Genomic DNA, 25404 nt, shown 5'->3' with positions numbered 1-25404 from the left:
TCAGGCCCACCTTGTTATCCTAAATCCGCCATCAGCACCTTTGAACGTCGCTGATAGTTATACATTTTTTTCTTGCTCTCAGGCAGTAACTCAATATCGACAGGCGTAAAACCGCGCTCCTGGAACCAGTGAATACTGCGCGTCGTCAGCACAAACAATTTACGCAGCCCCATTTGCCGCGCCTGGGCGGCAACCCGCTCCAGAAGCACTTCTCCACGCGATGAGCTGCGGTAATCCGGATGTACCGCTACGCAGGCCATTTCGCCTATTTTCTCTTCCACAAAAGGATACAGCGCCGCGCAGGCGATAGTCATATTATCGCGCTGAATAATGGTAAATTTATCGATCTCCATCTCCAGTTGTTCACGGGAACGGCGTACCAGAATGCCCTGCTGTTCCAGTGGGCGGATAAGCTCCAGAATACCGCCAATATCGTTGATGGTGGCGCGGCGGATCTGCTCGGCGCTCTCCATGACGATCTGCGTACCGATACCATCACGCGAGAACAGTTCCTGTAATAGCGAGCCATCTTCCTGATAGCTGATCAGATGGCAACGACGAACGCCGCTACGACAGGCTTTTACCGCGCCGCGCAAAAAACGTACGGTTCCGGAGTTGTAATCGCCCTGCGCTTCCAACTCTTCCACCCGCGCCTGCGCTTCATTCGGGAAGAGTTCAGAAATGATGCCGCCCTCGCTATTGGTAACGCCCTGAGAAGAACAGAAACCGATCATTTTTTCCGCTTTCAGTTTAACGGCGAGTTGAGTGGCAATCTCTTCTGAGGTCAGATTAAAACTTTCGCCGGTCACTGAGACGGCGACCGGCCCCATCAGAACGATCGCGCCGTTATCCAACTGGCGGTTGATCGCATCTTCATCAATGCGCCGGATACGGCCGCTATGACAGTAGTCCACGCCATCATCAACGCCCAGCGGCTGCGCAATGGTGAAATTGCCGCTGACGACATTAATGTGCGCGCCCTGCAACGGCGTATTGTTCAGACTCATCGACAGACGGGCGGTAATATCAAGCTGGAGTAAACCGGCGGCCTGTTTCACCAGCTCCAGTGCTTTGGCGTCCGTCACCCGCGTGTTTTTGTGGTAAATCGGTTCATGATGATGCGCGGCCAGATTGGCGTCGATTTGCGGTCGCGCGCCATACACCACGACAAGGCGAATACCGAGGCTATGCAGTAGCCCGATATCGCTAACGATGCTGGAAAAATTGTCATGCTCAATGGCTTCGCCGCCGAGCATAATGACAAAGGTTTTTCCGCGATGGGTGTTGATATAGGGAACTGAATGGCGAAACCCTTCTACCAGTTCGGTTTTACGTTCCTTTATCATTGCGCGCCCCACTAGTGAATTATTATTCGAAATTAGCGTATTTTTATTCTGTTTTTGCCCTCTGTGCAAGCGTAAATTTTATGCGGTCCGATCGCTTTTCTTAGTAATGCCGTGAATATAAAAAGAATGTTTACCCTTTTATAGATGACAGATTATGCGTCATTCGCTAAAGTTTCCGGTCAATTTGGATGAACTTTGTATGATCTCTATTTAGTTTTTGCTCGGGAGAAGCATGTCGGGAGCCAATTCAGCAATCAGCCGTCGCCGTTTACTACAAGGCGCGGGCGCCATGTGGCTATTAAGCGTGAGCCAGGTCGGGCTGGCTGCCGTAAGCCAGGTCGTTGCGGTGCGTATCTGGCCTGCGTCCAGCTATACCCGCGTCACGGTAGAGTCGAATCGTCTGCTGAAATATAAACAATTTGCCTTAAGTAACCCGGACCGCGTGGTAGTAGATATTGAGGATGTGAATCTGAACTCGGTGCTTAAAGGCATTGGCGCGCAGATTCGCAGCGACGATCCGTATATCAAATCCGCAAGGGTAGGGCAGTTTGATCCTAAGACTGTGCGTATGGTCTTTGAGCTAAAACAAAACGTGAAGCCGCAGCTATTTGCGCTGGCGCCTGTGGCAGGCTTTAAAGAACGACTGGTGATGGATCTTTATCCTGCCAATGCGCAGGATATGCAGGATCCGCTGCTGGCGCTGCTGGAAGACTACAATAAAGGCGATCTGGATAAGCAGGTGCCGCCTTCGCAAAGCGGGCCGCAGCCCGGTAAAGCGGGGCGCGATCGTCCTATTGTCATTATGCTTGATCCGGGACACGGCGGCGAAGACCCCGGTGCGATAGGCAAATACAAAACGCGTGAAAAAGACGTGGTGCTCCAGATAGCCCGCCGCCTGCGCGCGTTGATCGAAAAAGAAGGCAACATGAAGGTCTATATGACGCGCAATGAAGACATCTTCATTCCGTTAAAAGTCCGGGTGGCGAAAGCGCAGAAACAGCGCGCCGACCTGTTTGTCTCTATTCATGCGGATGCCTTCACCAGCCGGCAGCCTAGCGGTTCATCCGTATTCGCGCTATCGACCAAAGGCGCCACCAGTACCGCAGCGAAATATCTGGCGCAAACGCAGAACGCCTCGGACTTAATTGGCGGCGTGAGCAAAAGCGGTGACCGTTATGTCGACCATACGATGTTCGATATGGTGCAATCGCTGACCATTGCCGATAGTTTGAAATTCGGTAAAGCGGTGTTGAAGCAGCTTGGTAAAATTAATGACCTGCATAAAAACAAGGTCGAGCAGGCGGGGTTTGCGGTGTTAAAGGCGCCCGATATTCCGTCTATTCTGGTCGAGACGGCGTTTATCAGTAACATTGAAGAAGAACGCAAGCTCAAGACCGCGACGTTCCAGCAACAGGTCGCAGAGTCGATTCTGGCGGGCATTAAAGCGTATTTTGCCGATGGGGCGACGCTGGCGAGAAGAAGTTAACCTGAGATGACGGCGAGTTTATTGCGCGGGTAAGTAGGATGCTGCCCGCACTGTCGTTGCGGACCAGACGACAGATACAAAAAAACACCCGTAAGGGTGTTCATTAAGTTGGTTGCGGGGGCCGGATTTGAACCGACGACCTTCGGGTTATGAGCCCGACGAGCTACCAGGCTGCTCCACCCCGCGTCCGTCTAAACTTGCATTCTCATTGTAATTGGTTGCGGGGGCCGGATTTGAACCGACGACCTTCGGGTTATGAGCCCGACGAGCTACCAGGCTGCTCCACCCCGCGTCCGTGGATGCGCACTATACTCCGCTGAGCTTTTGTTGCAACCCTTTTTTCATATAAATCGCTAATTTCTCATGAATTGCGCAAATACACCGCAGATAGCGCGATTTTTAAACGAATTTACATAATGAGATCGCGATCGCATTTCATTACTTCGGACGGTTTGTTATCTTCACCGGGCACTTTCGATTACGCAGAAGACGAGACACCATGAAAGGACGTTGGGCAAAATATGTGGCGACAGGCGTAATGCTGGCAATGCTGGCTGCCTGTTCATCAAAACCGACCGATCGCGGTCAGCAATATAAGGACGGGAAATTTACCCAGCCCTTCTCCCTGGTAAACCAGCCGGACGCGGTGGGCGCGCCGATTAATGCTGGTGACTTTGCCGAGCAGGTCAACCAGATCCGTTCCGCGTCGCCGCGTTTATACACCAATCAAAGCAACGTCTATAACGCTGTCCAGAACTGGTTACGTTCCGGAGGCGATACGCGCACTATGCGCCAGTTTGGTATTGATGCCTGGCAGATGGAAGGCACCGACAACTACGGTAACGTCCAGTTCACGGGCTACTATACGCCCGTCGTTCAGGCTCGCCATACGCGCCAGGGCGCGTTCCAGTACCCTATCTATAGTATGCCGCCAAAACGCGGACGCTTACCGTCCCGCGCTCAGATCTATGCAGGCGCGCTGAGCGATAAGTACATCCTGGCCTGGAGTAATTCGCTGATGGATAACTTTATTATGGATGTCCAGGGCAGCGGCTATATTGATTTTGGTGACGGTAGTCCACTGAACTTCTTTAGTTATGCCGGTAAAAACGGCTGGCCTTATCGCAGTATTGGTAAAGTGCTTATCGATCGCGGTGAAGTGAAAAAAGAAGATATGTCGATGCAGGCTATACGCGAATGGGGAGAGAAGCACAGCGAAGCGGAAGTGCGTGAATTACTGGAGCAGAACCCGTCGTTCGTCTTCTTTAAGCCGCAATCTTTTGCGCCGGTCAAAGGTGCCAGCGCCGTACCGCTGATTGGGCGAGCATCCGTCGCCTCCGACCGCAGCATCATTCCGCCTGGCACGACCTTGTTGGCGGAAGTACCGTTGCTGGATAACAACGGTAAATTTAGCGGTCAGTATGAGCTACGTTTGATGGTCGCGCTGGATGTCGGCGGAGCGATTAAAGGCCAGCACTTTGATATTTACCAGGGAATTGGCCCGGATGCCGGGCATCGTGCCGGATGGTATAATCACTATGGTCGCGTCTGGGTGTTAAAAAGCGCGCCGGGCGCCGGTAACGTGTTTAGCGGCTGATTGTGGTATTCTGCGACAACCGGATTGCCCGATAACGCGATCGCTATCGGGCCTGAAAATAGTGAGCAGGGGTGAGGAATAACCTCACCTTTTTTTATTCTGAGGTCATATGTCAGTGGTGATAAGTGATGCCTGGCGCCAACGCTTTGGCGGCACCGCGCGTCTGTACGGTGAAAAAGCGCTGCAGCGGTTTGCTGAGGCGCATATCTGCGTCGTGGGAATCGGCGGGGTGGGATCATGGGCGGCAGAGGCGCTGGCGCGTACGGGCATCGGCGCGATTACGCTGATTGATATGGACGATGTCTGCGTGACCAATACGAACCGCCAGATCCATGCGTTGCGTGATAACGTTGGGTTGGCGAAAGCGGAAGTGATGGCCGAACGGATTCGTCAAATTAACCCGGAGTGCCGGGTAACGGTTATCGATGATTTCATCACGCCGGATAATGTGGCGGGTTATATGAACGCGGGTTTTACCTATGTTATTGACGCCATTGACAGCGTTCGTCCAAAAGCCGCGCTGATTGCGTACTGTCGCCGATATAAGGTTCCTTTAGTGACCACTGGCGGCGCGGGCGGGCAGATCGATCCGACGCAAATCCAGGTCGCTGATTTGGCGAAAACCATCCAGGATCCGCTGGCGGCAAAACTGCGTGAGAGATTGAAACATAATTTTGGCGTAGTGAAGAACAGTAAAGGTAAGCTGGGCGTGGACTGCGTTTTTTCCACCGAAGCGCTGGTTTACCCACAGGCGGACGGTTCCGTATGCGCGATGAAAGCTACCGCAGAAGGGCCAAAACGGATGGATTGCGCCTCTGGCTTCGGCGCGGCGACGATGGTGACGGCAACGTTCGGTTTTGTCGCCGTTTCCCATGCGCTGAAGAAGATCATGGCTAAAGCGGCGCGACAAGAATAAAAGGACGGGGCGGAGTGTCACGCAGACGCGTATCCGGCCCTGCGCCCTTTGTTAGCGAAAGAAGCGCTGTACCCTGCCGAACACCGGTTTCAGACGGGCGCGGAGATAATGGGAATATAAATTTTCAGATATGCATAGAAACAACCCGAACCATACTGCACAAAAGCAGAGCAGTTCCGCGTAATTAATGTGCTCGCCAAATATCATAATGGCAAGTAAGAACTGTAAAGACGGCTCTATATATTGCGCCAGTCCGGTGACAATCAACGAGGTGTGATTTAACGCGATGGCAAATAATACCAGTGGAATGATTGTCACTGGCGCCGTCATAACATACAAAAAGAAAGGAGTATTAGCGGATATAATTGGTCCAGTGTCGCTAAAGAGAAAAATTAATAGTGAGACAGGCAATGCCCATAATGTTTCAATCGTTATCGATGTCATCACATCATAATGTATAAACTTTCGCGCCAGGCCATATAGCGCAAATGATAATCCCATGGTTAGCGCCAGCGCCGGGAAATGCCGAAGCATGATAATTTGAAAAGTCAGGCCACAGACACCGGAAAAAACGGCGATGGCCTGAAACAACGACAGTTTTTCTTTAAGAAAAATGCATCCCAGTGCAATAACAAATAGCGGGTTGATAAAATAGCCGAGGCTGGCATCAAGTACCAGATGATGGGTTAGCGCATAAATAAAAGATGACCATGAGACAATCATCAAAAGTCCGGCGATCATGCAGAAGAAAAAAGATTTTTTATCTTTCCATGCATCATGAAATCGCGTTCGCTGCCGAAATAACAATCTTACTGCCAGTAATAATGGAATTGACCAGAACACCCGGTATATCAATATTTGTGCGAGATTTCCCCCTGATAAATATTGATAATATAAAGGTGTTAACCCCCATAATATAAATGCCAGTACCACAAACATGGTACCGCTACGCAGATATTTTTCCACTTATCCATATCCTGTTATAACTTCACCCGATGCGTATGAATTTTCCAGTTCTCCTGCTACGCTACATCGAGTGGCTTTATTTACTCTAAAATCTTCACGCCGTTTTAACATGGATTCTAACATTGTAATTTCATTGTGATAGCTGATAAAAATCAAAAGAATGTTTATCAGGGAAATCTGACGCCGAAACTAATAAAGTGACTGGATTATTTTATCTGCATCGCCTGACCGCCGCGGACGGCGCTGTCAGGCGACAGAATATTTACGCTATTTCAACCCTTATGCGTTGCGGCAACAATCGCTTCGCTCAGCGCGTTCAGCCCCTGACTACGTGAGGCGCTAAGCTGGGCGCGTAAACCCAGCTCATCAAACAGCGCCAGCGGTGAACGAGCCTGCAGCTCGGCGGCGTTTTTTCCTTCCACCGCGGTGAGCAATACCGCCAGCAGGCCGCGGACAATCCGCCCCTCACTGTCGCCGAAAAAGTGCATCGTTCCGTTATCTGATCGGGTAAAGCCCAGCCAGACGCGGTTCTCGCAGCCGGCTATCTCTTTCGCCTGCGCTTTGCATTCATCCGGCAGAGCGGGGAGCTGTTTTCCTAACAGAATCAACTGACGATATTTATCCTCCCACTGGGTCAGTGGGAGAAAGATAGCGCGTAACGTCTCTTCCGTTACCGTTGTGCCGAACGGGTGTCCGGTATAAAGAGGGTTTGTCATTAATCCACCAGCAGTTCCAGCGCGCGGTCAACGGCGTTAACCAACGCATCCACATCATGTTGGGTATTATACGGCGCAAAAGAGGCGCGCAGAGTCCCTGTGACGCCAAGTTCCGCCAGCAATGGCTGGGCGCAATGTTGCCCGGCCCGGAGCGCAATACCGTATTCCGCCAGCAGTGTCACCATATCGCCGTGGTGCACGCCGACAAAATCAAAGGCCAGCAGGCTGGAGTCCTGGCAGCGGAACGAACGAAAGCCCGGACGTTTCGCCAGTGCGTCTTCCGCCAGCGTCGCCAACCCCCGGCTCCAGTTTTCGGCCTGTTCAATATCGATATCGGACAGCCATTCCAGCGCAGCGCTCAGGCCGATGACCCCGGCGACGTTCGGCGTCCCCGCTTCCAGTTTCCAGGGAGCGCTTTGAGTGGTGAAGCCTTCAAAGCTAACGTCACGGATCATCTTGCCGCCGCCGAGCCAGGGCGACATCGCCTCAAGAAGCTCCGGCTTACCGTACAGCACGCCGATACCGGTCGGGCCATACAGTTTGTGAGCGGAAAAAGCATAAAAATCGATATCAAGCTGCTGGAGATCCGCCGGGAAGTGTACCGCGCCTTGCGCGCCATCTACCATCACTACCATTCCCGCCGCGTGAGCGGCGCTGATAGCGCTTGCGAGATCCGGGCAGCCGCCCGTTACGTTCGACATTTGCCCCAGCGCCAGAATCCGGCTGCGCGACGTGATCAGTTCCGGCAGACGCTCAACATCAGGAAGACGTCGGTCATTAAGCGGCAGTTTTATGACCTGCGCGCCGGTTTGTTGCGCCACCATCAGCCAGGGCACAAGGTTGGCGTGATGCTCGGCGACGCTAACGATAATTTCATCGCCGGGGCGCAGACGAGGACGGGCGTAACACTGCGCCACCATGTTGATCGCTTCGGTGGTGCCGCGAGTCCAGACGATACTTTTTTCATCGGGCGCGTTTAACAGTCGCGCTGCTTTTGCTCTGGCCGCTTCATATTGCGCCGTCAGGCGCTGCGCCTGTGCAAACTGGCTACGATGAACGTTACCGGCGCTCAAACAATAAAACTGGTGCGTGGCGTCAATGACTGCCTGTGGCTTTAATGCCGTGGCGGCGCTATCGAGATAAACACCCGCATCGGCTAGCGCGGGAAACTGCGCGCGAAACTGCGTGGGATTAAAAGCGTTCATGATATTCCTCGGTTCAGTTTACCGATCGTGGCGTAAAAGCGCGGCTGATACAAGGTTTGTCCTAACCATCGGAATCGTCTGTATATCCTGGCGAATTATGTAAAGGAGGTTATGCTGAATAATGTTAGGCGAATGTTTAAGCCTGTTACGGAGTCCGCTTTAAATAGCACAAACAGCTTTAAGGAGAAGAAGATGAAAAAGACTGCCGCAATTATCTCTGCATGTATGCTGACTTTTGCCCTGAGCGCCTGTTCCGGTCCTAATTACGTTATGCACACCAATGATGGACGTAGCATTGTGACCGACGGTAAACCCCAGACCGATAACGATACCGGTATGATTTCGTATAAAGACGCTAATGGCAACAAACAGCAGATCAATCGTACTGACGTGAAAGAGATGGTGGCTCTGGAAAACTAACCGTTTGTTATACAAAAAAAAGCACCGCAATATGGCGGTGCTACATTAATCACTATGGACAGACAGGGTAAATGTACAGGAAGTGAAAAAGGGTAGTCTCGCTACCGTGGTCTGAATCGCAGACCAATTGCAAACACAACAACACAACATCACAACCGTAAGCCAAAAGCCCATCAGAACACGCATTCCGATAAAACTTTTCGTTCCGGCTCAGGAAGTGCCGCCACTATAGGTATTTGCTGGTAGAACCTCAACGGACAATTTATAATGTCTCAGATTAAAAAAACTAATAGGTTACATATTGTTACCTATTTGTTAAATTCATTCGACATTAAGTCCAGAGGCCATGTCAAAACGATTACCTCCTTTAAATGCGTTACGCGTTTTTGATGCTGCCGCGCGCCATTTGAGCTTTACACGAGCAGCGGAAGAACTTTTTGTGACGCAGGCCGCAGTAAGCCACCAAATTAAGTCACTTGAGGATTTTTTGGGGCTAAAACTGTTCCGCCGCCGCAATCGTTCGCTGCTGCTGACGGAAGAAGGCCAAAGCTATTTTCTCGACATTAAAGAGATATTTTCCCAGCTCACGGAAGCAACGCGTAAGCTCCAGGCGCGCAGTGCCAAAGGGGCGCTGACGGTGAGTTTACCACCCAGTTTTGCCATCCAGTGGCTGGTGCCCAGACTCTCCAGCTTTAACTCAGCTTATCCGGGAATTGACGTTCGGATACAAGCCGTTGACCGTCAGGAGGATAAACTGGCAGACGATGTCGATGTCGCGATTTTTTATGGCCGGGGAAACTGGCCGGGCTTGCGCGTCGAAAAATTATACGCAGAATATTTACTGCCCGTCTGTTCTCCTTTATTGCTCACAGGCGAAAAACCGTTAAAAACGCCGGAAGATCTGGCGAAACACACGTTATTGCACGATGCCTCCCGGCGTGACTGGCAGGCCTATACTCGTCAGTTAGGGCTCAACCATATTAACGTTCAGCAAGGGCCGATATTTAGCCACAGCGCGATGGTGCTACAGGCCGCTATTCACGGACAGGGGATCGCGCTGGCGAATAATGTTATGGCGCAGTCGGAAATTGAAGCCGGGCGACTGGTGTGTCCATTTAACGATGTTCTGGTGAGTAAGAATGCTTTTTATCTGGTTTGTCATGACAGCCAGGCAGAACTGGGTAAAATAGCCGCCTTCCGTCAGTGGATTTTGGCGAAGGCGGCGACGGAGCAAGAAAAATTCCGTTTTCGTTACGAACAATAATTAACTTAGGGTATGACCATGACCAGCCGTTTTATGCTGATTGTCGCCGCTATCAGCGGTTTTATTTACGTTGCTCTGGGCGCGTTCGGGGCGCATGTTTTGAGTAAAACCCTGGGCGTGGTTGAAATGGGCTGGATTCAGACCGGCCTGCAATATCAGGCGTTCCATACGCTGGCGATCTTTGGCCTGGCGGTGGCGATGCAGCGCCGTATCAGCATCTGGTTTTACTGGAGCAGCGTTTTTCTGGCGCTGGGCACGGTGCTGTTTAGCGGCAGTCTGTACTGCCTTGCGCTTTCGCATCTGCGCCTGTGGGCGTATATCACGCCTGTCGGCGGCGTCAGTTTCCTGGTGGGCTGGGCGCTATTGCTGATTGGCGCTATTCGTATGAAACGTAAGGGCGCGAGCCATGAATAAAGTTGTATTGCTCTGCCGTCCGGGGTTTGAAAAAGAGTGCGCTGCAGAAATTACCGATAAAGCGGGAAAACGGGAAATATTTGGTTTTGCACGCGTAAAAGAGAACGCAGGCTATGTCATTTATGAATGCTATCAGCCGGAAGATGGCGAAAAGCTGATTTCAGAACTGCCGTTCAGTTCGTTGATTTTCGCCCGCCAGTGGTTTGTGGTGGGTGAACTGCTGCAACATTTACCGCCGGAAGACAGAATTACGCCGATTGTCGGCATGTTGCAGGGCGTAGTGGAAAAGGGCGGCGAGCTGCGCGTTGAAGTCGCCGACACCAATGAAAGTAAAGAACTGATGAAGTTCTGCCGCAAATTTACGGTACCGCTGCGCGCGGCTTTGCGTGATGCGGGCGTATTGACGAATTATGAAACGCCGAAGCGTCCGGTCGTTCATGTCTTTTTTATCGCGCCAGGATGCTGCTATACCGGTTATTCGTTCGCGCATAACAATTCACCGTTTTATATGGGCATCCCGCGTTTGAAGTTTCCGTCTGATGCGCCGAGCCGCTCAACGCTGAAACTGGAAGAGGCGCTCCACGTTTTCATCCCGGAAGATGAGTGGGATGAACGTCTGGCGAACGGCATGTATGCGGTGGATTTGGGCGCCTGTCCCGGCGGATGGACGTACCAGTTAGTGAAGCGCAATATGTGGGTCTACTCCGTAGATAACGGCCCGATGGCGCAAAGCCTGATGGACACCGGACAGGTGACCTGGTTGCGTGAGGATGGCTTCAGGTACCGTCCGAACCGGAATAATATTTCATGGATGGTCTGCGATATGGTGGAGAAGCCAGCCAAAGTCACCGCGTTAATGGCGCAGTGGCTGGTGAACGGCTGGTGTCGGGAGACGATTTTTAACCTTAAACTGCCGATGAAAAAACGCTATGAAGAGGTATCGCATAATCTGGCGTATCTTCAGGCGCAGTTGGATGAGCATAGCGTTAATGCGCAGATCCAGGCGCGTCAGCTTTATCACGATCGCGAAGAGGTGACGGTACACGTGCGTCGGTTGTGGGCGGCTGTTGGCGGACGTCGCGACGAGCGATAAAAACGCGCTGCCGTCATCCGGCGCGTCATCAGCGCCGGATGGCGCACGCTTGTCCGGCCTATGACTGCGGCGCATCTGAAACAATATGCGTCACGTCATCCAGATGGCCGATGCGCGCCTCTCCTGAACGATTAAATTTACTTTTATCAATCAATAATAAAGACTGCGAGGCGCGCCTGAGCAGGATAGATTTAAAATCGGCGTTGATCGCATTGGAGTCCCACAGATCGCCGCCGCCGTCGATTCCCTCGCAGGAAAAGATGAACAGATCGATATCAAGCGATTTTAGCTGTGAGATAAGCGACGGGTTAACGTAACAGCCATATTTACGTTCAAGCTGGCCGCCGGAACTTATCAGCGCAATGCGTTCGCGTTTTCCCAGCTCCTGACAGATAGGATGGCTATTGGTAAAAACCTGAATGGGAATATCCGGCAACTGGCGGGCCAGATACCAGCAAGTTGAACTGGCATCCAGCGCAATCGTCATTCCTTCTTCTATCCACGCTAACGCTTCACGGGCAATATCGGCTTTGTGCGCATAATGGCTTTTCAGGCGGATATGGAATGGATCGCCGCTGTCCTGATTTTCACGATGAATATATTTAGCTCGTCCGTGATTACGCAGCACTTTTCCCTGCGTCTGTAGTTCACTGAGATCGCGGCGGATGGTCTCTTTACTGACGTTAAGCCGGGTGGCCAGCGCTTCGGTGGTCAGACTTTTATGATTGATCAGCAGATCGACTATCGCTTGTTGGCGTGCCGCTTTCATTTTTCTCACCCCATCATTCGATGAACGCCCGCGTCATGCGGGCGCACCGGCAAGAGATTACGGCGTTACCCCTTTTTTTAAAAGAATATTTCCGTACTTCGCGCACTCACCTGTGATAACGATCGCAAACGCTTTTTGCGCCCGCTCATAAAACGCATAGCGGTCGATACGAACGATATCCGGGCACGGCGCTTCTAATGACAAGGCATCGCGATAGCGCGCTTCAACGCTGGGATCGAGCGTGTCGCCTTCCACGGCGGCCATCATCACCAGCGGCGGAGCGTAGCTATCCAGCTCAAAGAGCGGAATAATTGCCCGCAGTAGATCGCTGACGCTAAGACCATCGGCGCGAATCACCTGCGGGCCCAGGCTATGCGCGGGAAAGTGAGCGTCGGAAAAAATGATTTCGTCCCCGTGGCCCATCTCGGTCAGCACTTTGAGCAGTGTCGGGGAAATTAACGGTGAAATGGTTTTTAGCATTTCATACTCCCTCAATAATTTCAGGTTCGGTTTGCGGCCAGAAATAGCGATACTGATAATTGACCTGCGCACGCGCCTGTTCCGGGCTATTAAATTCGCCTACGCCGTACCAGCCAAACATGGCAGCGCCGGCCACGGTGGTTTCCGCGTCGTCCAGCACCTTGATAGGGAGAGCAAGCTGATTCGCTTTAATTTGATTCCATAAAGCGTTGCGACTGCCGCCGCCAACCAGTAACAGTTCTGTGGCGTTAAAATGGCCGATTTTCTCCAGAGTGCGCAGATTACGCTGCAGTTGCGCCGTCAGGCCTTCCAGCGCGGCGCGATAGAAATGGCCGCGGGTGGTATTGAGCGTCACGCCCTGCCAGCCTGCATTTTGGCAGGCGAGCAGATCGCACTGCATCCGCACGCCTTCCGCGCCGGCGGGAATAGCGCGCGCTTCGTCGATCAGCGTTTGCCATGGCGTTTCCGGCGTCCACAGCAGTTTTCGTACCCATTCGAGTACGCCGGAGGCCAGCCACTGCATTCCGGGGTTATAAAGCCCCGACTGACTGTCCAGTTCACAGGTCGAGCCCGGATACTGACTGAGCAGCGAGGTATCCACCTGACCGCTGCGCACCATCAGAATCTCCCATGTTCCTGAGGAGAGCACCGGTTCACCTTGCTGCGCGCCAGCGCCGAATAACGCGAACTGAGTATCGTGTCCGGCAGAGATCACCGGCACACCCGCCGGGAGACCGAGTAGCCTGGCCGCGTCTGTCTGTAGCGTGCCTATCGGGGCGCCCGCTTCCACGATACGCGGGAACAGGCGGCGCGCCAGGCCCGTCGCCTGCAGGATTTCCGGACTAAAGTCGCGCTGATGGATATCCAGTAGCTGGCTGGTGCCTGCCATAGTGATATCGGTTGTAAACTCGCCGGTCAGACGGTGGTTAATCAGCGACGAGATAAACAGCCAGCAGTGAGCTTGTTCCAGCAGGCGCGGATGATTCTCTTTAAGCCAGACCAGTTTATACAGCGTGTTAAAGCTGAACGCGCCGACGCCGGAGAGCGTCTGCAATTGCCGGGGCGAGATAAAGCGCTCAATCGTTTCCATCACGGCAGCGGTTCGCGGGCATTTCCAACTGATGACCGGGTAGAGTAGCTTACCCTGCGCATCGACCAGCGCGCCATCGACGCCGAACGTGGTCACCGTAATACCGCGAACAACACACTCCGACAGGGCGCTGGAGAGTGACCTGCAGCAGTCGGCGAAACGTTGCAGGATGGCGTCCAGCGACCACTGATGCCAGGCGCTATTTTCTGCGGCAATGTCGCTGGCGTTAGCGGTTGAGGCGCGGGCGACAATTTTCCCCTGGCGATCAACGGCGATCGCCCGAACGTTTGTCGCACCGCAGTCGAGAACCAGGATAACGTCTTGTTTCATAGATAACTCCATAAACGCCGCCCGATGGCGCTACGCTTATCCGGCCTACGGTTCACGCGCTCGTAGGCCCGGTAAGCCTGCGCCACCGGGCTAAGCCGCATTAACGTTTATACAGCGGGCCATAATTCTGGCAGGCGCGATAATCCTGGCCTTCGATATCCATACCGTGAGCCGCCCAGGCGGAAGGACGGTAGATCTTCGCCTCCTCCACGTTGTGCATACATACCGGGATACGCAGCATCGCGGCAAGAGTAATAAAGTCCGCCCCTACATGGCCGATGGTGAGTACGCCGTGGTTAGCGCCCCAGTTCGCCATCACCGAATAGACATCGGTAAACGGGCCTTTGCCGGTAAGACGCGGCGCAAACCAGGTGGTAGGCCAGGTAGAGTTGGTGCGGGCATCAAGCTGATCGTGCATCGCTTTCGGCAGTTCGACGCTCCAGCCCTCGGCGATTTGCAGTACTGGTCCCAGGCCTTTGATGATATTCACGCGGGTCATGGTGAATGGCACGCCGCCTTCGGTCAGGAAACGGGATGAGTAGCCGCCGCCGCGGAAGTATTCGTGAATCGCCGGGCACCATTCGGTGGCCGCCAGACACGCATCCGCCTCTTGTTGGCTGATTTCCCAGTGCGGTTTCATAGTCGGCTTGCCTTCGCTGTCGCGCTGTTTACAGGCACCGTCCAGAGCGGCAGAACCGGAATTAATCAGGTGAATAATGCCGTGTTCCGCCAGGCCGCTGAGTGCCTGGCCGGTGACGCGTTCTACGGCTTCCGGCGACCAGTAGGTTCGCACGTCGGCGAAGATCTGCGCGGTACCGGTGAGTTGATGGCCGAACAGCATCGCTACGCCGTTCAGACTGTCATTTTCGGTGGCGACGACAAACGGTTCGCGTACGCCGTTCCAGTCAAAAGAGCTATTGAGCAGCGCTTCGGCGGTATCGCCGTTCGGGTATTGATCGGTCCAGTGGCGCTGGCCCTGGAAGCCGGCGGCAATGGCGTTGTAGCCCAGCGATTCTTCAACTAACCCTTTGTCCGCGAGCGTCTTGTTGCCCTGCATCATATCGCGAATACACATCGCCATCAGCAGGCTCTCTTTTAACACCGCGCGGTTCTGGGCTTCATTGCGCTTATACTGCGAGGCGTTCTGATCTTCGCCGTAGCGGAAGTTTTTATCCGCCCACGCCAGCGCCATCTCCAGTTCGGCCTCATCATAAATTTTTTGATCGATACGGCGGCGCAGTTCGGTCATATCTACCGCTTGTACCTTCATGCCCAGCCAGGATTCAAAGAAGTTATGATCGACAATGGAACCCGCGATCCCCATCGACACGCCGCCGACGGAGAGGTAGCTTTTGCCTTTCATGCTGGCTACCGCTAACCCTGCCCGCGCAAAACGCAGCAGTTTTTCTTCGACGTCGGCGGGAATGGAGGTATCGTCGGCATCCTGCACGTCATGGCCATAAATGGAGAACGCTGGAATGCCTTTCTGGCTGTGCGCCGCCAGCGCCGCGGCAAGGTAAACCGCCCCAGGACGCTCTGTGCCGTTAAAGCCCCAGATGGCTTTTGGACGCATCGGGTCCATATCAATGGTTTCGCTGCCATAGCACCAGCACGGCGTAACGGTAATGGTCACGCCCACGTTCTGGCTGCTGAATTTTTCTTCACAGGCGGCGGATTCCGCCATTCCGGCAATACAGGTATCCGCAATGACGCACTCCACCTGAGCCCCGCAGGCGTGGCGGATTTTCTCAGTGATGAGCGCCGCCGTCGCTTTCGCCATGTTCATGGTTTGCTCTTCGAGCGACTCGCGTACGCCCATACGACGTCCATCAATCACCGGGCGGATACCGATTTTCGGTAAGCTGATTTTTTTCATGACAGATTCCTCACGTTATTCGGATAAATGTTCAGTTTGTCGCCGCTTGTGAACGGAAACGGGCAAAAATGAAGATGACGGCAAAGCACAATGCCGGAACCAGTTCGGCGGTCGGGATTTTGCCTGCGGCGTCGCTAACGAAGCCCATTACTGGCGTGACAATACCGCCGCCAATGATGGTCATGACGATAAAAGACGAGCCGTACTTAGTGTCCTGTCCCAGATTTTTGATACCCAGCGAGAAGATGGTCGGGTACTGGATTGACATAAATGCGCTACACAACGTCAGCGCCAGCAGGCCGATATGTCCGCCGCTAAAGGCGGAAATCAGACACAGGAGCATGGCAAACAGGGCGTAGGCGGCCAGCACTTTATGCGGCGCGAAGCGGCTGATAAGCCAGGTCCCGGTGAAACGGCCGATAAAGAAGCACACCATCGTGCCGGTCAGGTAGTTGGCGGCGAAACCGGGTGTCATTCCAGGGATCTCCTCAATGGCGTAGCGGATCAGATAGCTCCAGCAGGCGGTTTGCGCCCCCACGTAGCAGAACTGCGCCAGCACCGCCCAGCGCCAGTGGCGGATACGGATGAGTCGGGAGAGAGAAGATAAGAAAGAGCTTTGTTTAGCATCGCTATGATCGTCACTTTGCAGGGCCGGAAATTTGGTCAGCATAATCAGCAGCGCAACTACTAATACGATGGCGACGATAATCATGTATGGTGTTTGTACCGATAACACCAGGCTGTGTTTATAGGCGCTAAGCTGATCCGGCGTCATTTTATCAAGCGCTTCTTGCGATTGATGCGGCACGTTAGACAAAATAAGGCTTTGCCCAAACACAACGGCGATAATAGCGCCAAAGGAGTTAAAAGTTTGCGCCAGATTAAGCCGGAAATGTCCGCCGCTTTCTGGACCTAATACCGTAACAAAAGGGTTGGCTGCTGTTTCAAGGCAACCTAAACCGGCGGCGATGATAAACAGGCCAATTAAAAATAATGTGTAATTCATTATCTCGGCGGCAGGCCAGAATAATGCGGCGCCAACAGCATACAAAAAAAGCCCGGTGATAATCCCTGCTTTATAACTGAGTTTTTTCATCAAAATCCCAGCGGGGATTGGAATGACGAAATAACCGAAATAAAAGGCTGACTGAATAAGCCCAGCCTGAAAGTTAGTTAGCGTAAAAGCTTGTTGAAACTGCGGTAATAAAATGTCATTCAGATTATTGGCGACGGCCCACAGAAAAAATAGCGAGCAAAGTAAGGCGAATGGAATAATGTAGCGCTTGCTCTTGCTTTGCTCTGCATCCACAGCACGAAAACTCTGTGTTTGTATTGTTGTGTTTCCCATAGCATCCTCATCGGTTCAGAAGCTTTTGCGTGCGGTCGGTTCTGGTCACCAGACCGTAAAATTAGGTGAGTTCGCTTTTCTTACCGGTAATAAATTGGCGTCCGGAATGAACTCATGGATTCATTTTCAAATAAAAAAGGCCTTTTAATATGATGGCGGTCACATTTATACCTGAGAGCAGAGCGTTCTGTGATTATCATCACTTTAATTTTCATAAAAAAATGACCGTTTGAGATGTTTAATTAAAAAAACCACAGACTGAATGCCCGAATTAAATTATTGCCACGAAAACGGGCAGTAGTAACTTATTCTTCATTTTTGCCCGTTTTAAAAAATATTATTAAGAGCGGGCATTTATCGGCGAGAGAAACGGTAGTCGTCTGGTTTATCGTGGCGAATTAATTGATGTGAATCACAAAATATCGTTATTTAAATTCCCTTCTCTTTATTCAGTATGATGATAGTTGCTAACTATTCGATTATTTCAACAGGACAGCAGCGCGATGCGAAAGGCGGTTTTGTTGTCTCATTTTGAATCACAGAGAGAGGTAAATAATGGAACGAAATAGACTGGCGCGGCAGATTATTGATACCTGTCTGGAAATGACGCGGTTAGGGTTAAATCAGGGGACGGCAGGTAACGTGAGCGTACGTTATCAGGGCGGAATGCTGATTACGCCGACGGGGATCCCCTACGAGAAGCTGACAGAGTCGCACATTGTCTTTATTGATGCAGACGGTCAGCATGAGCAGGGCAAACTGCCTTCCAGCGAGTGGCGTTTTCATATGGCGGCATACCAGACGCGCCCTGACGCCAATGCCGTGGTACATAACCACGCTGTCCATTGTACGGCAGTCTCGATCCTGAATCGCCCGATTCCGGCGATTCACTACATGATTGCCGCCGCGGGGGGAAACTCTATTCCCTGCGCGCCCTACGCCACTTTTGGCACCCGCGAACTTTCTGACCATGTTGCCGTGGCGCTTAAAAATCGTAAAGCGACGCTGTTACAGCATCACGGGCTTATCGCTTGTGAAGAAAATTTAGACAAAGCGTTGTGGCTGGCGCATGAAGTGGAAGTGCTGGCGCAGCTCTATTTAAGTACGCTGGCCATTGTCGATCCGGTACCGGTACTGGATGACGAGGCGATCGCTATCGTACTGGAGAAATTTAAAACTTACGGATTACGTATTGAAGAGTGATGTCAGGAGACAGGCGATGGCGAACAGAATGATTCTGAATGAAACGGCATGGTTTGGCCGGGGAGCGGTGGACGCATTAACCGATGAGGTGACGCGCCGCGGTTATCATAAAGCGCTGATTGTTACCGATAAAACGCTGGTGCAATGCGGTGTGGTCGATAAAGTGACAAGCAGAATGGATGCCGCAGGGCTGGCGTGGGAGATCTATGCGGGCGTGATCCCTAATCCTACGATTTCCGTTGTCCAGGAAGGGCTTAAGGTCTTTACCCAAAGCGGCGCGGACTATCTCATCGCCATTGGCGGCGGTTCTCCGCAGGATACCTGCAAAGCGATCGGTATTATCAGTAACAATCCGGAATTTGCCGATGTGCGCAGTCTGGAAGGGCTATCGCCGACCCGTAAACCCAGCGTGCCGATTATGGCGATCCCGACAACGGCGGGAACCGCGGCGGAAGTCACTATCAATTATGTGATTACCGATGAAGAGAAACGGCGCAAATTCGTTTGTGTCGATCCACATGATATTCCGCAGGCGGCATTTATCGATGCCGATATGATGGACGGTATGCCGCCCGCGCTGAAAGCGGCAACGGGCGTGGATGCGCTAACCCATGCTATTGAAGGCTATATTACCCGGGCCGCATGGGCGCTGACGGATGCATTACATATCAAAGCCATTGAGATTATTGCTGGCGCGCTGCGCGGCGCCGTAGCCGGAGAAAAAGAGGCCGGTGAGGCGATGGCGCTGGGGCAATACGTTGCCGGGATGGGGTTTTCCAATGTGGGGCTGGGGCTGGTGCATGGGATGGCGCATCCGCTGGGCGCGTTTTACAACACGCCGCACGGCGTCGCGAATGCTATTTTGCTTCCGCACGTGATGCGTTTCAATGCCGGGTCTACCAACGAGAAATTCCGTGATATCGCCCGGGCGATGGGGGTGAAGGTAGAAGGATTGAGTCTTGAAGAGGCGCGTAATGCCGCAGTGGAAGCCGTATTTGCGTTAAATCGCGATGTGGGAATTCCGCTGCATTTGCGTGATGTCGGCGTTCGAAAAGAGGATATCCCGGCGCTGGCGCAGGCGGCGTTCGATGATGTCTGTACGGGCGGCAATCCGCGTGAAGCGAGTCTGGCGGACATTGTCGAACTGTATCATATCGCCTGGTAATTTTGCCGGATGGCGCTGCGCTTATCCGCTCTACATTTCGTGCAGTTCTGTAGGCCGGATAAGGCGTTCACGCCGCCATCCGGCAACAAAACTACCGTACCAGCCGTAGCTGCTGTAAGTTTCCGTCGATATGTAAATCGGTTTGCAGACGTGCAATATCGCGGCAGAGAAATGCCATTTCTTTATGCGTCTCAAGCTTTTTGCGCCACTTTTCCGGCACCTCGTCCAGATGGGCGTAAATTCCCTCCAGATTTTGAAACTGAATCAACAGCTGGGTCGCGCTTTTGGGGCCGATACCGGCAACGCCGGGGACTTTCGAACTGCTGATTCCTGCCAGACCCCAGTAATCCGGCAACTGCCGGGGAAGTACGCCAAACTCTTTTTCAATAAATGGCGCGTCCAGCCAGCGTTTCTGGAAGTAGTCGCGAATGCGCAATCCCGGAGAGAGCAACTGGCAATAGCCTTTATCGGTTGACACAATGGTTGCCTGGTGTCCGGCTTCGGTAACTTTTAGCGCCAGCGTCGCCGCCAGATCGTCCGCTTCGTTACCATCTGATGCCCAACAGCGTACGCCGCGCTGTTCAAATGCGGCGCGTAGGGCGGGCATTTCATTATGTAAATCGTCAGGCATCGGCGGACGTCCTGCTTTGTAGTCCGGCAAACGCTGATGACGCCAGCCGCTACTGCGCGCGTCGTCATCAAATACCGCTACGGCATGGGTTGGCTGGCTGTGAATAATCAATTGATCGAGCGCGTGTTGGCAGGTTTCCACACAGGGCGATCCCTGAACGGCGTGAATACGGCGAATCAAATTGAGCGCGTCGACGATAAGCAGATGAGCAGCCACGGTGTTCTCCCTTACAAACCTGCGCGTAGGGTAACATTCACGGCGGGGGGAGGCGAGCATTGCGAAATAGCACTATCCGTAGGCCTGACAAGCGAAGCGACATCAGGCAACAAAGCCGGATGGCGGCGAGCGCCTTATCCGGCCTACAGATCCTAAAATGTGCTGAGAATTAATCGCAGGTAACGATCTTCATCGCCAGGCCGCCGCGCGAAGTTTCGCGGTACTTAGCGTTCATGTCTTTACCGGTTTCGTACATGGTCTCAATCACTTTATCGAGGCATACACGCGGTTCGCTGGTACGGCGCAGCGCCATACGCGCGGCGTTGACCGCTTTGACTGAAGCAATTGCGTTACGCTCAATGCAGGGAACCTGGACCTGACCGGCAACCGGATCGCAAGTTAACCCCAGATTATGCTCCATGGCGATTTCTGCGGCGATACACACCTGCGCCGGACTACCGCCCAGCAGCTCGGCCAGACCCGCTGCCGCCATGGAACAGGCCACGCCGACCTCTCCCTGACAACCCACTTCGGCGCCGGAAATAGAGGCGTTCATCTTATACAGCGAGCCAATCGCGCTGGCGACCAGCATATAGCGAGCAAGTGAGTTAGCATTTACTTCGCGGATAAACTTGTCATAGTACGCCAGCACCGCCGGAACAATACCACATGCGCCGTTAGTCGGCGCAGTGACTACTCGTCCGCCTGCGGCATTCTCTTCGTTCACCGCCAGCGCGAACATATTGATCCAGTCGACGACCGCCATCGGATCGGTGGTGGTCTTATCCTGACTGACCAGCACCCGACGCAGCGCCGCCGCGCGACGCGGAACGCGCAGTTTGCCCGGCAATACGCCCTCGGTGGTGATACCGCGCTCAATACCGCTGCGCATTACCTCCCAGACCCTGGCGAAGTGCTGCTCCAGCGCTTCTTTACTGTGCAGGGCCAGTTCGTTTTGCATCATCAGACCGGAGAGCGACAGACCCGTCTCCTGGCAGTGGCGCTGTAAATCCGCGGCGGTTTTGTAAGGGTACGGCACGTTAACAGGTTCGCTATTCGTCAAACCAAAGTGCTCTTCATCGACGATAAAGCCGCCGCCAATGGAGTAGTAGGTTTGGCTGTAGAGCACCTTATCGCCCGCCAGCGCGGTAATACGCATCCCGTTTTCATGCAGAGACAGGTTGTCGGCGTGGAAATTCATGCACTTATCGACCGGAAATTCGACTTCATGCTGCCCATTGGCCAGTAGTAAACGCCCATGGGTGTTCACATCCTGGATAAAGGACGGAATGGCGTCGATATCGACGGTGTCCGGCAGATTCCCCGCCAGGCCCATAATAATGGCGATATCAGTGTGGTGGCCTTTACCCGTCAATGACAGAGAGCCGTAGACATCCACCACGACGCGGGTGACATCTGTAAGGATATGGCGGGCAATCAGATCATCCGTGAACTGCTTGCCTGCTTTCATTGGTCCGACGGTGTGAGAACTGGAAGGGCCAATGCCGATTTTAAAAATATCGAATACGCTAATCATAGGGCATCCATTGCGGTTGTATCATAGAGAAGCGCCGCGGTAAGCGGCGCTAAAGGACTTAGCTGAACAGTGAGTAGAAAATAGCGGAGATGGCAATCAGGCCCATAACCACAACGAATACGTTGCTGATATGACCGCTGTACTTACGCATTGCCGGTACTTTCTGGATGGCATACATCGGCATCAGGAACAGAATCATCGCGATGATCGGGCCGCCCAGGGTTTCAATCATGCCCAGGATGCTGGGGTTCAGCGTCGCCACAATCCAGGTGGTGACCAGCATGAACAGCGCGGTAATTTTATTCAGTTTGTTGATTTCGATGGATTTACCTTTACCACGCAGCGATTTAATCACCATCCCGTTAAAGCCTTCACGCGCGCCCAAGTAGTGGCCGAGGAAGGATTTGGTGATAGCAATCATCGCAATGATCGGCGCCATCCAGGCGATGATCGGCGCGTTAAAGTGGTTCGCCAGGTAAGACAGAATAGAGATGTTCTGCTCTTTTGCCGCCGCCAGATCTGCCGGCGTCAGGCTCAGCACGCAGCTGAAGACGAAGAACATCACGGTCAGCACCATCATGATGTGGGCGAAGGCCAGAATTTTAGAACATTTCTTCTCAGCGCCTTCACCGTACTCTTCACGCTTCGCAACCGCGAAGGAGGAGATGATCGGGGAGTGGTTGAAAGAGAAAACCATCACCGGAATCGCCAGCCACAGCGTCATCCACAGACCGTTACCGGTAGACGCGGCGGAATCAAAGGACAGCGTTTCCAGCGCCGCGCCGTTCCACTGCGGGATCAGGTACAAGGCCAGCAGCATCAGCGCAGCGACGAACGGGAATACCAGGATACTCATCGCCTTAACGATCATTTGCTCGCCGAAGCGCACGATGGTCATCATGCCAACAATCAGGATCAGGGAAAGAATCGCCCGCGGCGGCGGATTAATCGCTAACTGGTGGGTCAGGAAGCTTTCCACGGTATTAGTAATCGCCACGCTGTAAACCAGCAGGATGGGGTAAATCGCGAAGAAGTAGAGCAGGGTAATCAGTTTACCTGCGCCGATACCGAAGTGTTCCTCAACGACTTCAGTGATGTCTTCACCCGGGTTTTTACCGGACAGCACGAAGCGGGTTAAACCACGGTGTGCGAAAAAGGTCATCGGGAAAGCGAGAATCGCCATGATGATGAGCGGAATCATGCCGCCGACGCCTGCGTTGATCGGCAGGAACAGAACGCCCGCGCCGATTGCCGTGCCGTAAAGGCCCAGCATCCACATGGTATCCGTTTTGCGCCATGCGCTTCGAGAGTCAATCGAAGCAATAGTGCTGGTCTGAGTGGTTTCCATCTATTTCTCCTGGAGGATGCTAAAAATCAGGTTGCTGGTCTAATCCAATGAAAAAAGACCTGATCGTAAAATGAAATCTGCTTAGGGACGCTTTTTATATAATTTTTCGCCGTAATAATTTTCGGGCGGAAAGATACATTTAAGTGATGAATCTATCAGTGATCCCGATCTCAAATGCAATAATCCGCTTCTTACATGGATAAATTTGGACCATTAATCTATTAAAAAAACGTCATAACGAATTTCCGGGCGCGAAGGCTACCATTAACGATATAAGGCCGGAAAGATTGGGGCGCAAGATACGGAGGTTTGACTATAAAAATCAAGGTTTTTAGTGGATTCTGGCGAAGAATAAGAGTTTGAGCCGATAAATCACGGTAAGAGGAGTCAAGTAAACGTTTGCCTGGCAATCTATTTATGATGAATTATAAATGGTGTTTATAAAACAATGCGGTCTATGCCTCTGATGATCATCATAAAAAATGAAGGAATACGTGAATCGCCATACCGCAATGAAAGGAATGGGAGAAGCGCCCGGCTGCTGGCGGCAACCGGGCATAAGCGCTAAGCGCAGATCTCGTAACAGGGGATGTAGGCGGAACCTGGCAATTTCATACGATGCTGCGCGACGAATCCCTGCAGCAGATCGTCCATGCGACGCATCATCTCTCGATCGCCGTGGATTTTATACGGACCATTAGCTTCAATGGCGCGTATCCCGACCTCCTTCACGTTCCCCGCGACAATACCGGAGAAGGCGCGTCGCAGATCTGCCGCCAGAATCTCAACCGGCTGATCCGGGTACAGTTTCAGGTTGGCCATATTTTCATGCGACGGCTCAAACGGCACCTGAAGATCCGGTGCTATACGCATCGACCAGTTAAAACTATAGGCGTCGCCGGTATCGCGGCGATTCTCTTTCACTTGCGGCATCGCTTTCTTCATCAGTCGCGCTACCTCCGCCGCATCGTCAATAATGATGCGGTAATGACGGCGGGCCGCTTCGCCCAGCGTATGGGTAATAAACTCATCCAGCACGCGGAAGTAATCGGCGCTTTCTTTTGGTCCGGTCAGGATCAGCGGCAGCACCTGATTTTTATTGGCTGGATTCATCAGAATCCCCAGCAAATAAAGCAGCTCTTCCGCCGTACCCACGCCGCCCGGGAAGATGATGATACCGTGTGCGATACGGACGAACGCTTCCAGGCGTTTTTCGATATCCGGCATGATGATCAGTTCGTTCACCAGCGGGTTAGGCGGTTCAGCCGCAATAATGGAAGGTTCAGTCATGCCGATAAAACGGCTGTCTTTATAACGCTGTTGCGCGTGACCGACCGCCGCGCCCTTCATGGGGGCTTCCATCGCCCCAGGGCCGCAGCCGGTGCAGATGTTCAGCTCGCGTAATCCCAACTGTGTGCCGACGCGACGGGCATACAGGTACTCGTTTTCGTTAATTGAGTGGCCGCCCCAGCATACCACCATGTTTGGCGCTTCGCCGACGTGCAGCGCCCGGGCGTTGCGCAAAATGGAGAACACCAGATTGGTGATATGTGTTGAGCTTTCAAGATCCAGATGCTGGAAACGACCGGCATTGTGGATCTGCCCATTCACAAAGAGAATGTCGCGCAGCACCGCGAACAGGTTAGCCTGTAGCGCACGAATAATCCGCCCGTCAACAAAAGCGTCTTCAGGCGGATTAATCAATTCCAGCTTCACGCCGCGCTCGCGGCGCAGCACGTTAATATCGAAATTTTCAAAGCGGGACAGCAGCTCTTTGCTGTTGTCGGTCAGGCTGCCGGAGTTAAGAACGGCAAGTGAACAGTTACGAAACAGTTGATACAGGTCGCTACTGGCCGTGCGTTTCAGCATGTCCACTTCCAGTTGCGACAACATATCCATTGAGCCAAGCGGGCTAATATGTGTAATCAAGTAAACTCCTTATGGGACGCAACACGCCATTCCCTGTTGATTACAATAGCCCTGGCTGA

Annotated in this window: 22 protein-coding genes and 2 tRNA genes; 9 read left to right on the top strand and 15 right to left on the bottom strand. The window is 52.9% G+C overall.

All coding sequences use genetic code 11. The features are described 5' to 3' along the window. Positions 1 to 14 precede the first annotated feature (14 nt). A complete protein-coding gene (argA, locus tag NAZ64_RS05275; RefSeq protein ID WP_000588964.1) occupies positions 15 to 1346 on the bottom strand; it encodes an amino-acid N-acetyltransferase in 1332 nt (443 codons plus the stop codon). 232 nt (positions 1347 to 1578) lie between these two features. Between argA and amiC the strand changes: the two genes are divergently transcribed. After that, positions 1579 to 2832 carry an N-acetylmuramoyl-L-alanine amidase AmiC gene (gene amiC / locus NAZ64_RS05270; RefSeq protein ID WP_000011919.1) on the top strand — a complete coding sequence of 418 codons (1254 nt, stop codon included), beginning with the start codon at positions 1579 to 1581 and terminating at the stop codon, positions 2830 to 2832. A gap of 109 nt (positions 2833 to 2941) precedes the next feature. On the opposite strand, the gene NAZ64_RS05265 is transcribed toward amiC, so the two are convergent. Beyond that, positions 2942 to 3018, bottom strand: a tRNA-Met gene (locus NAZ64_RS05265). 29 nt (positions 3019 to 3047) lie between these two features. Then, positions 3048 to 3124 (bottom strand) — tRNA-Met (locus NAZ64_RS05260). Between the two features lie 207 nt (positions 3125 to 3331). Between NAZ64_RS05260 and mltA the strand changes: the two genes are divergently transcribed. Together mltA and tcdA are read left to right on the top strand one after the other, a co-directional pair. After that, positions 3332 to 4429 carry a murein transglycosylase A gene (gene mltA / locus NAZ64_RS05255; RefSeq protein WP_000678626.1) on the top strand — a complete coding sequence of 366 codons (1098 nt, stop codon included), beginning with the start codon at positions 3332 to 3334 and terminating at the stop codon, positions 4427 to 4429. A 109-nt stretch (positions 4430 to 4538) separates the two neighbouring features. Then, positions 4539 to 5345, top strand: a complete 807-nt coding sequence (gene tcdA / locus NAZ64_RS05250; RefSeq protein ID WP_000117748.1) for a tRNA cyclic N6-threonylcarbamoyladenosine(37) synthase TcdA — start codon at positions 4539 to 4541, stop codon at positions 5343 to 5345. A gap of 51 nt (positions 5346 to 5396) precedes the next feature. Here the strand turns inward: tcdA and rarD are convergent, their stop codons facing one another. The 3 genes from rarD to csdA form a co-directional block, all read right to left on the bottom strand. Then, positions 5397 to 6284 carry an EamA family transporter RarD gene (gene rarD, locus NAZ64_RS05245; RefSeq protein WP_014343890.1) on the bottom strand — a complete coding sequence of 296 codons (888 nt, stop codon included), beginning with the start codon at positions 6282 to 6284 and terminating at the stop codon, positions 5397 to 5399. A 299-nt stretch (positions 6285 to 6583) separates the two neighbouring features. Then, on the bottom strand, positions 6584 to 7027 hold the full coding sequence (gene csdE / locus NAZ64_RS05240; protein WP_000184198.1) for a cysteine desulfurase sulfur acceptor subunit CsdE: 444 nt from the start codon (positions 7025 to 7027) through the stop codon (positions 6584 to 6586). Beyond that, the gene (gene csdA, locus NAZ64_RS05235; protein ID WP_000991052.1) at positions 7027 to 8232 is read right to left on the bottom strand and encodes a cysteine desulfurase CsdA; all 1206 of its coding nucleotides are present in this window, start codon (positions 8230 to 8232) and stop codon (positions 7027 to 7029) included. The genes csdE and csdA overlap by 1 nt, the downstream gene beginning before the upstream one ends. 192 nt (positions 8233 to 8424) lie before the next feature. Between csdA and NAZ64_RS05230 the strand changes: the two genes are divergently transcribed. From NAZ64_RS05230 to rlmM, 4 genes are all read left to right on the top strand, one after another. Then, positions 8425 to 8652, top strand: coding sequence for a YgdI/YgdR family lipoprotein (locus tag NAZ64_RS05230; protein WP_000750393.1), 228 nt, complete (start codon positions 8425 to 8427; stop codon positions 8650 to 8652). A gap of 346 nt (positions 8653 to 8998) precedes the next feature. Further along, on the top strand, positions 8999 to 9916 hold the full coding sequence (gene gcvA / locus NAZ64_RS05225) for a glycine cleavage system transcriptional regulator GcvA (RefSeq protein ID WP_000044409.1): 918 nt from the start codon (positions 8999 to 9001) through the stop codon (positions 9914 to 9916). Positions 9917 to 9934: 18 nt separating this feature from the next. Next, on the top strand, positions 9935 to 10330 hold the full coding sequence (locus tag NAZ64_RS05220; RefSeq protein ID WP_000203913.1) for a DUF423 domain-containing protein: 396 nt from the start codon (positions 9935 to 9937) through the stop codon (positions 10328 to 10330). Beyond that, positions 10323 to 11423, top strand: coding sequence for a 23S rRNA (cytidine(2498)-2'-O)-methyltransferase RlmM (gene rlmM / locus NAZ64_RS05215; RefSeq protein ID WP_220569656.1), 1101 nt, complete (start codon positions 10323 to 10325; stop codon positions 11421 to 11423). Before NAZ64_RS05220 ends, rlmM begins: the two co-directional genes overlap by 8 nt. Positions 11424 to 11481: 58 nt before the next feature. On the opposite strand, the gene fucR is transcribed toward rlmM, so the two are convergent. The 5 genes from fucR to fucP all read right to left on the bottom strand — a co-directional run bounded on the left by fucR (position 11482) and on the right by fucP (position 17316). Continuing rightward, positions 11482 to 12192 (bottom strand): L-fucose operon activator, encoded by a 711-nt coding sequence (gene fucR / locus NAZ64_RS05210; RefSeq protein WP_000642330.1) that lies wholly within the window; start codon positions 12190 to 12192, stop codon positions 11482 to 11484. 57 nt (positions 12193 to 12249) lie between these two features. Next, positions 12250 to 12672: an L-fucose mutarotase gene (gene fucU / locus NAZ64_RS05205; RefSeq protein WP_023255178.1), complete on the bottom strand. Its 423-nt coding sequence runs from the start codon at positions 12670 to 12672 to the stop codon at positions 12250 to 12252. Position 12673: 1 nt separating this feature from the next. Continuing rightward, on the bottom strand, positions 12674 to 14092 hold the full coding sequence (fucK, locus tag NAZ64_RS05200; RefSeq protein WP_220569657.1) for an L-fuculokinase: 1419 nt from the start codon (positions 14090 to 14092) through the stop codon (positions 12674 to 12676). 100 nt (positions 14093 to 14192) lie between these two features. Next, on the bottom strand, positions 14193 to 15968 hold the full coding sequence (gene fucI / locus NAZ64_RS05195; RefSeq protein ID WP_000724126.1) for an L-fucose isomerase: 1776 nt from the start codon (positions 15966 to 15968) through the stop codon (positions 14193 to 14195). 31 nt (positions 15969 to 15999) lie between these two features. Then, positions 16000 to 17316 (bottom strand): L-fucose:H+ symporter permease, encoded by a 1317-nt coding sequence (gene fucP / locus NAZ64_RS05190; protein WP_000528622.1) that lies wholly within the window; start codon positions 17314 to 17316, stop codon positions 16000 to 16002. Between the two features lie 555 nt (positions 17317 to 17871). On the opposite strand from fucP, the gene fucA reads away from it, so the two are divergent. Continuing rightward, positions 17872 to 18519, top strand: a complete 648-nt coding sequence (gene fucA / locus NAZ64_RS05185) for an L-fuculose-phosphate aldolase (protein ID WP_000440828.1) — start codon at positions 17872 to 17874, stop codon at positions 18517 to 18519. A 16-nt stretch (positions 18520 to 18535) separates the two neighbouring features. After that, positions 18536 to 19684, top strand: a complete 1149-nt coding sequence (gene fucO / locus NAZ64_RS05180; RefSeq protein ID WP_000013562.1) for a lactaldehyde reductase — start codon at positions 18536 to 18538, stop codon at positions 19682 to 19684. 91 nt (positions 19685 to 19775) lie between these two features. Here the strand turns inward: fucO and xni are convergent, their stop codons facing one another. From xni to ppnN, 4 genes are all read right to left on the bottom strand, one after another. Further along, on the bottom strand, positions 19776 to 20531 hold the full coding sequence (gene xni / locus NAZ64_RS05175) for a flap endonuclease Xni (protein WP_001818022.1): 756 nt from the start codon (positions 20529 to 20531) through the stop codon (positions 19776 to 19778). A gap of 169 nt (positions 20532 to 20700) precedes the next feature. Then, positions 20701 to 22068, bottom strand: coding sequence for an L-serine ammonia-lyase II (sdaB, locus tag NAZ64_RS05170; protein WP_000626384.1), 1368 nt, complete (start codon positions 22066 to 22068; stop codon positions 20701 to 20703). A gap of 58 nt (positions 22069 to 22126) precedes the next feature. Beyond that, positions 22127 to 23416 carry an HAAAP family serine/threonine permease SdaC gene (sdaC, locus tag NAZ64_RS05165; protein WP_023224598.1) on the bottom strand — a complete coding sequence of 430 codons (1290 nt, stop codon included), beginning with the start codon at positions 23414 to 23416 and terminating at the stop codon, positions 22127 to 22129. 564 nt (positions 23417 to 23980) lie between these two features. After that, positions 23981 to 25345: a nucleotide 5'-monophosphate nucleosidase PpnN gene (gene ppnN, locus NAZ64_RS05160; protein WP_000627973.1), complete on the bottom strand. Its 1365-nt coding sequence runs from the start codon at positions 25343 to 25345 to the stop codon at positions 23981 to 23983. Positions 25346 to 25404 lie beyond the last annotated feature (59 nt).

This window comes from Salmonella sp. A1325, from assembly GCF_056991255.1.
Note: the sequence above shows the minus strand (reverse complement) of the source record. Positions and strands in the feature narration are given on the sequence as shown.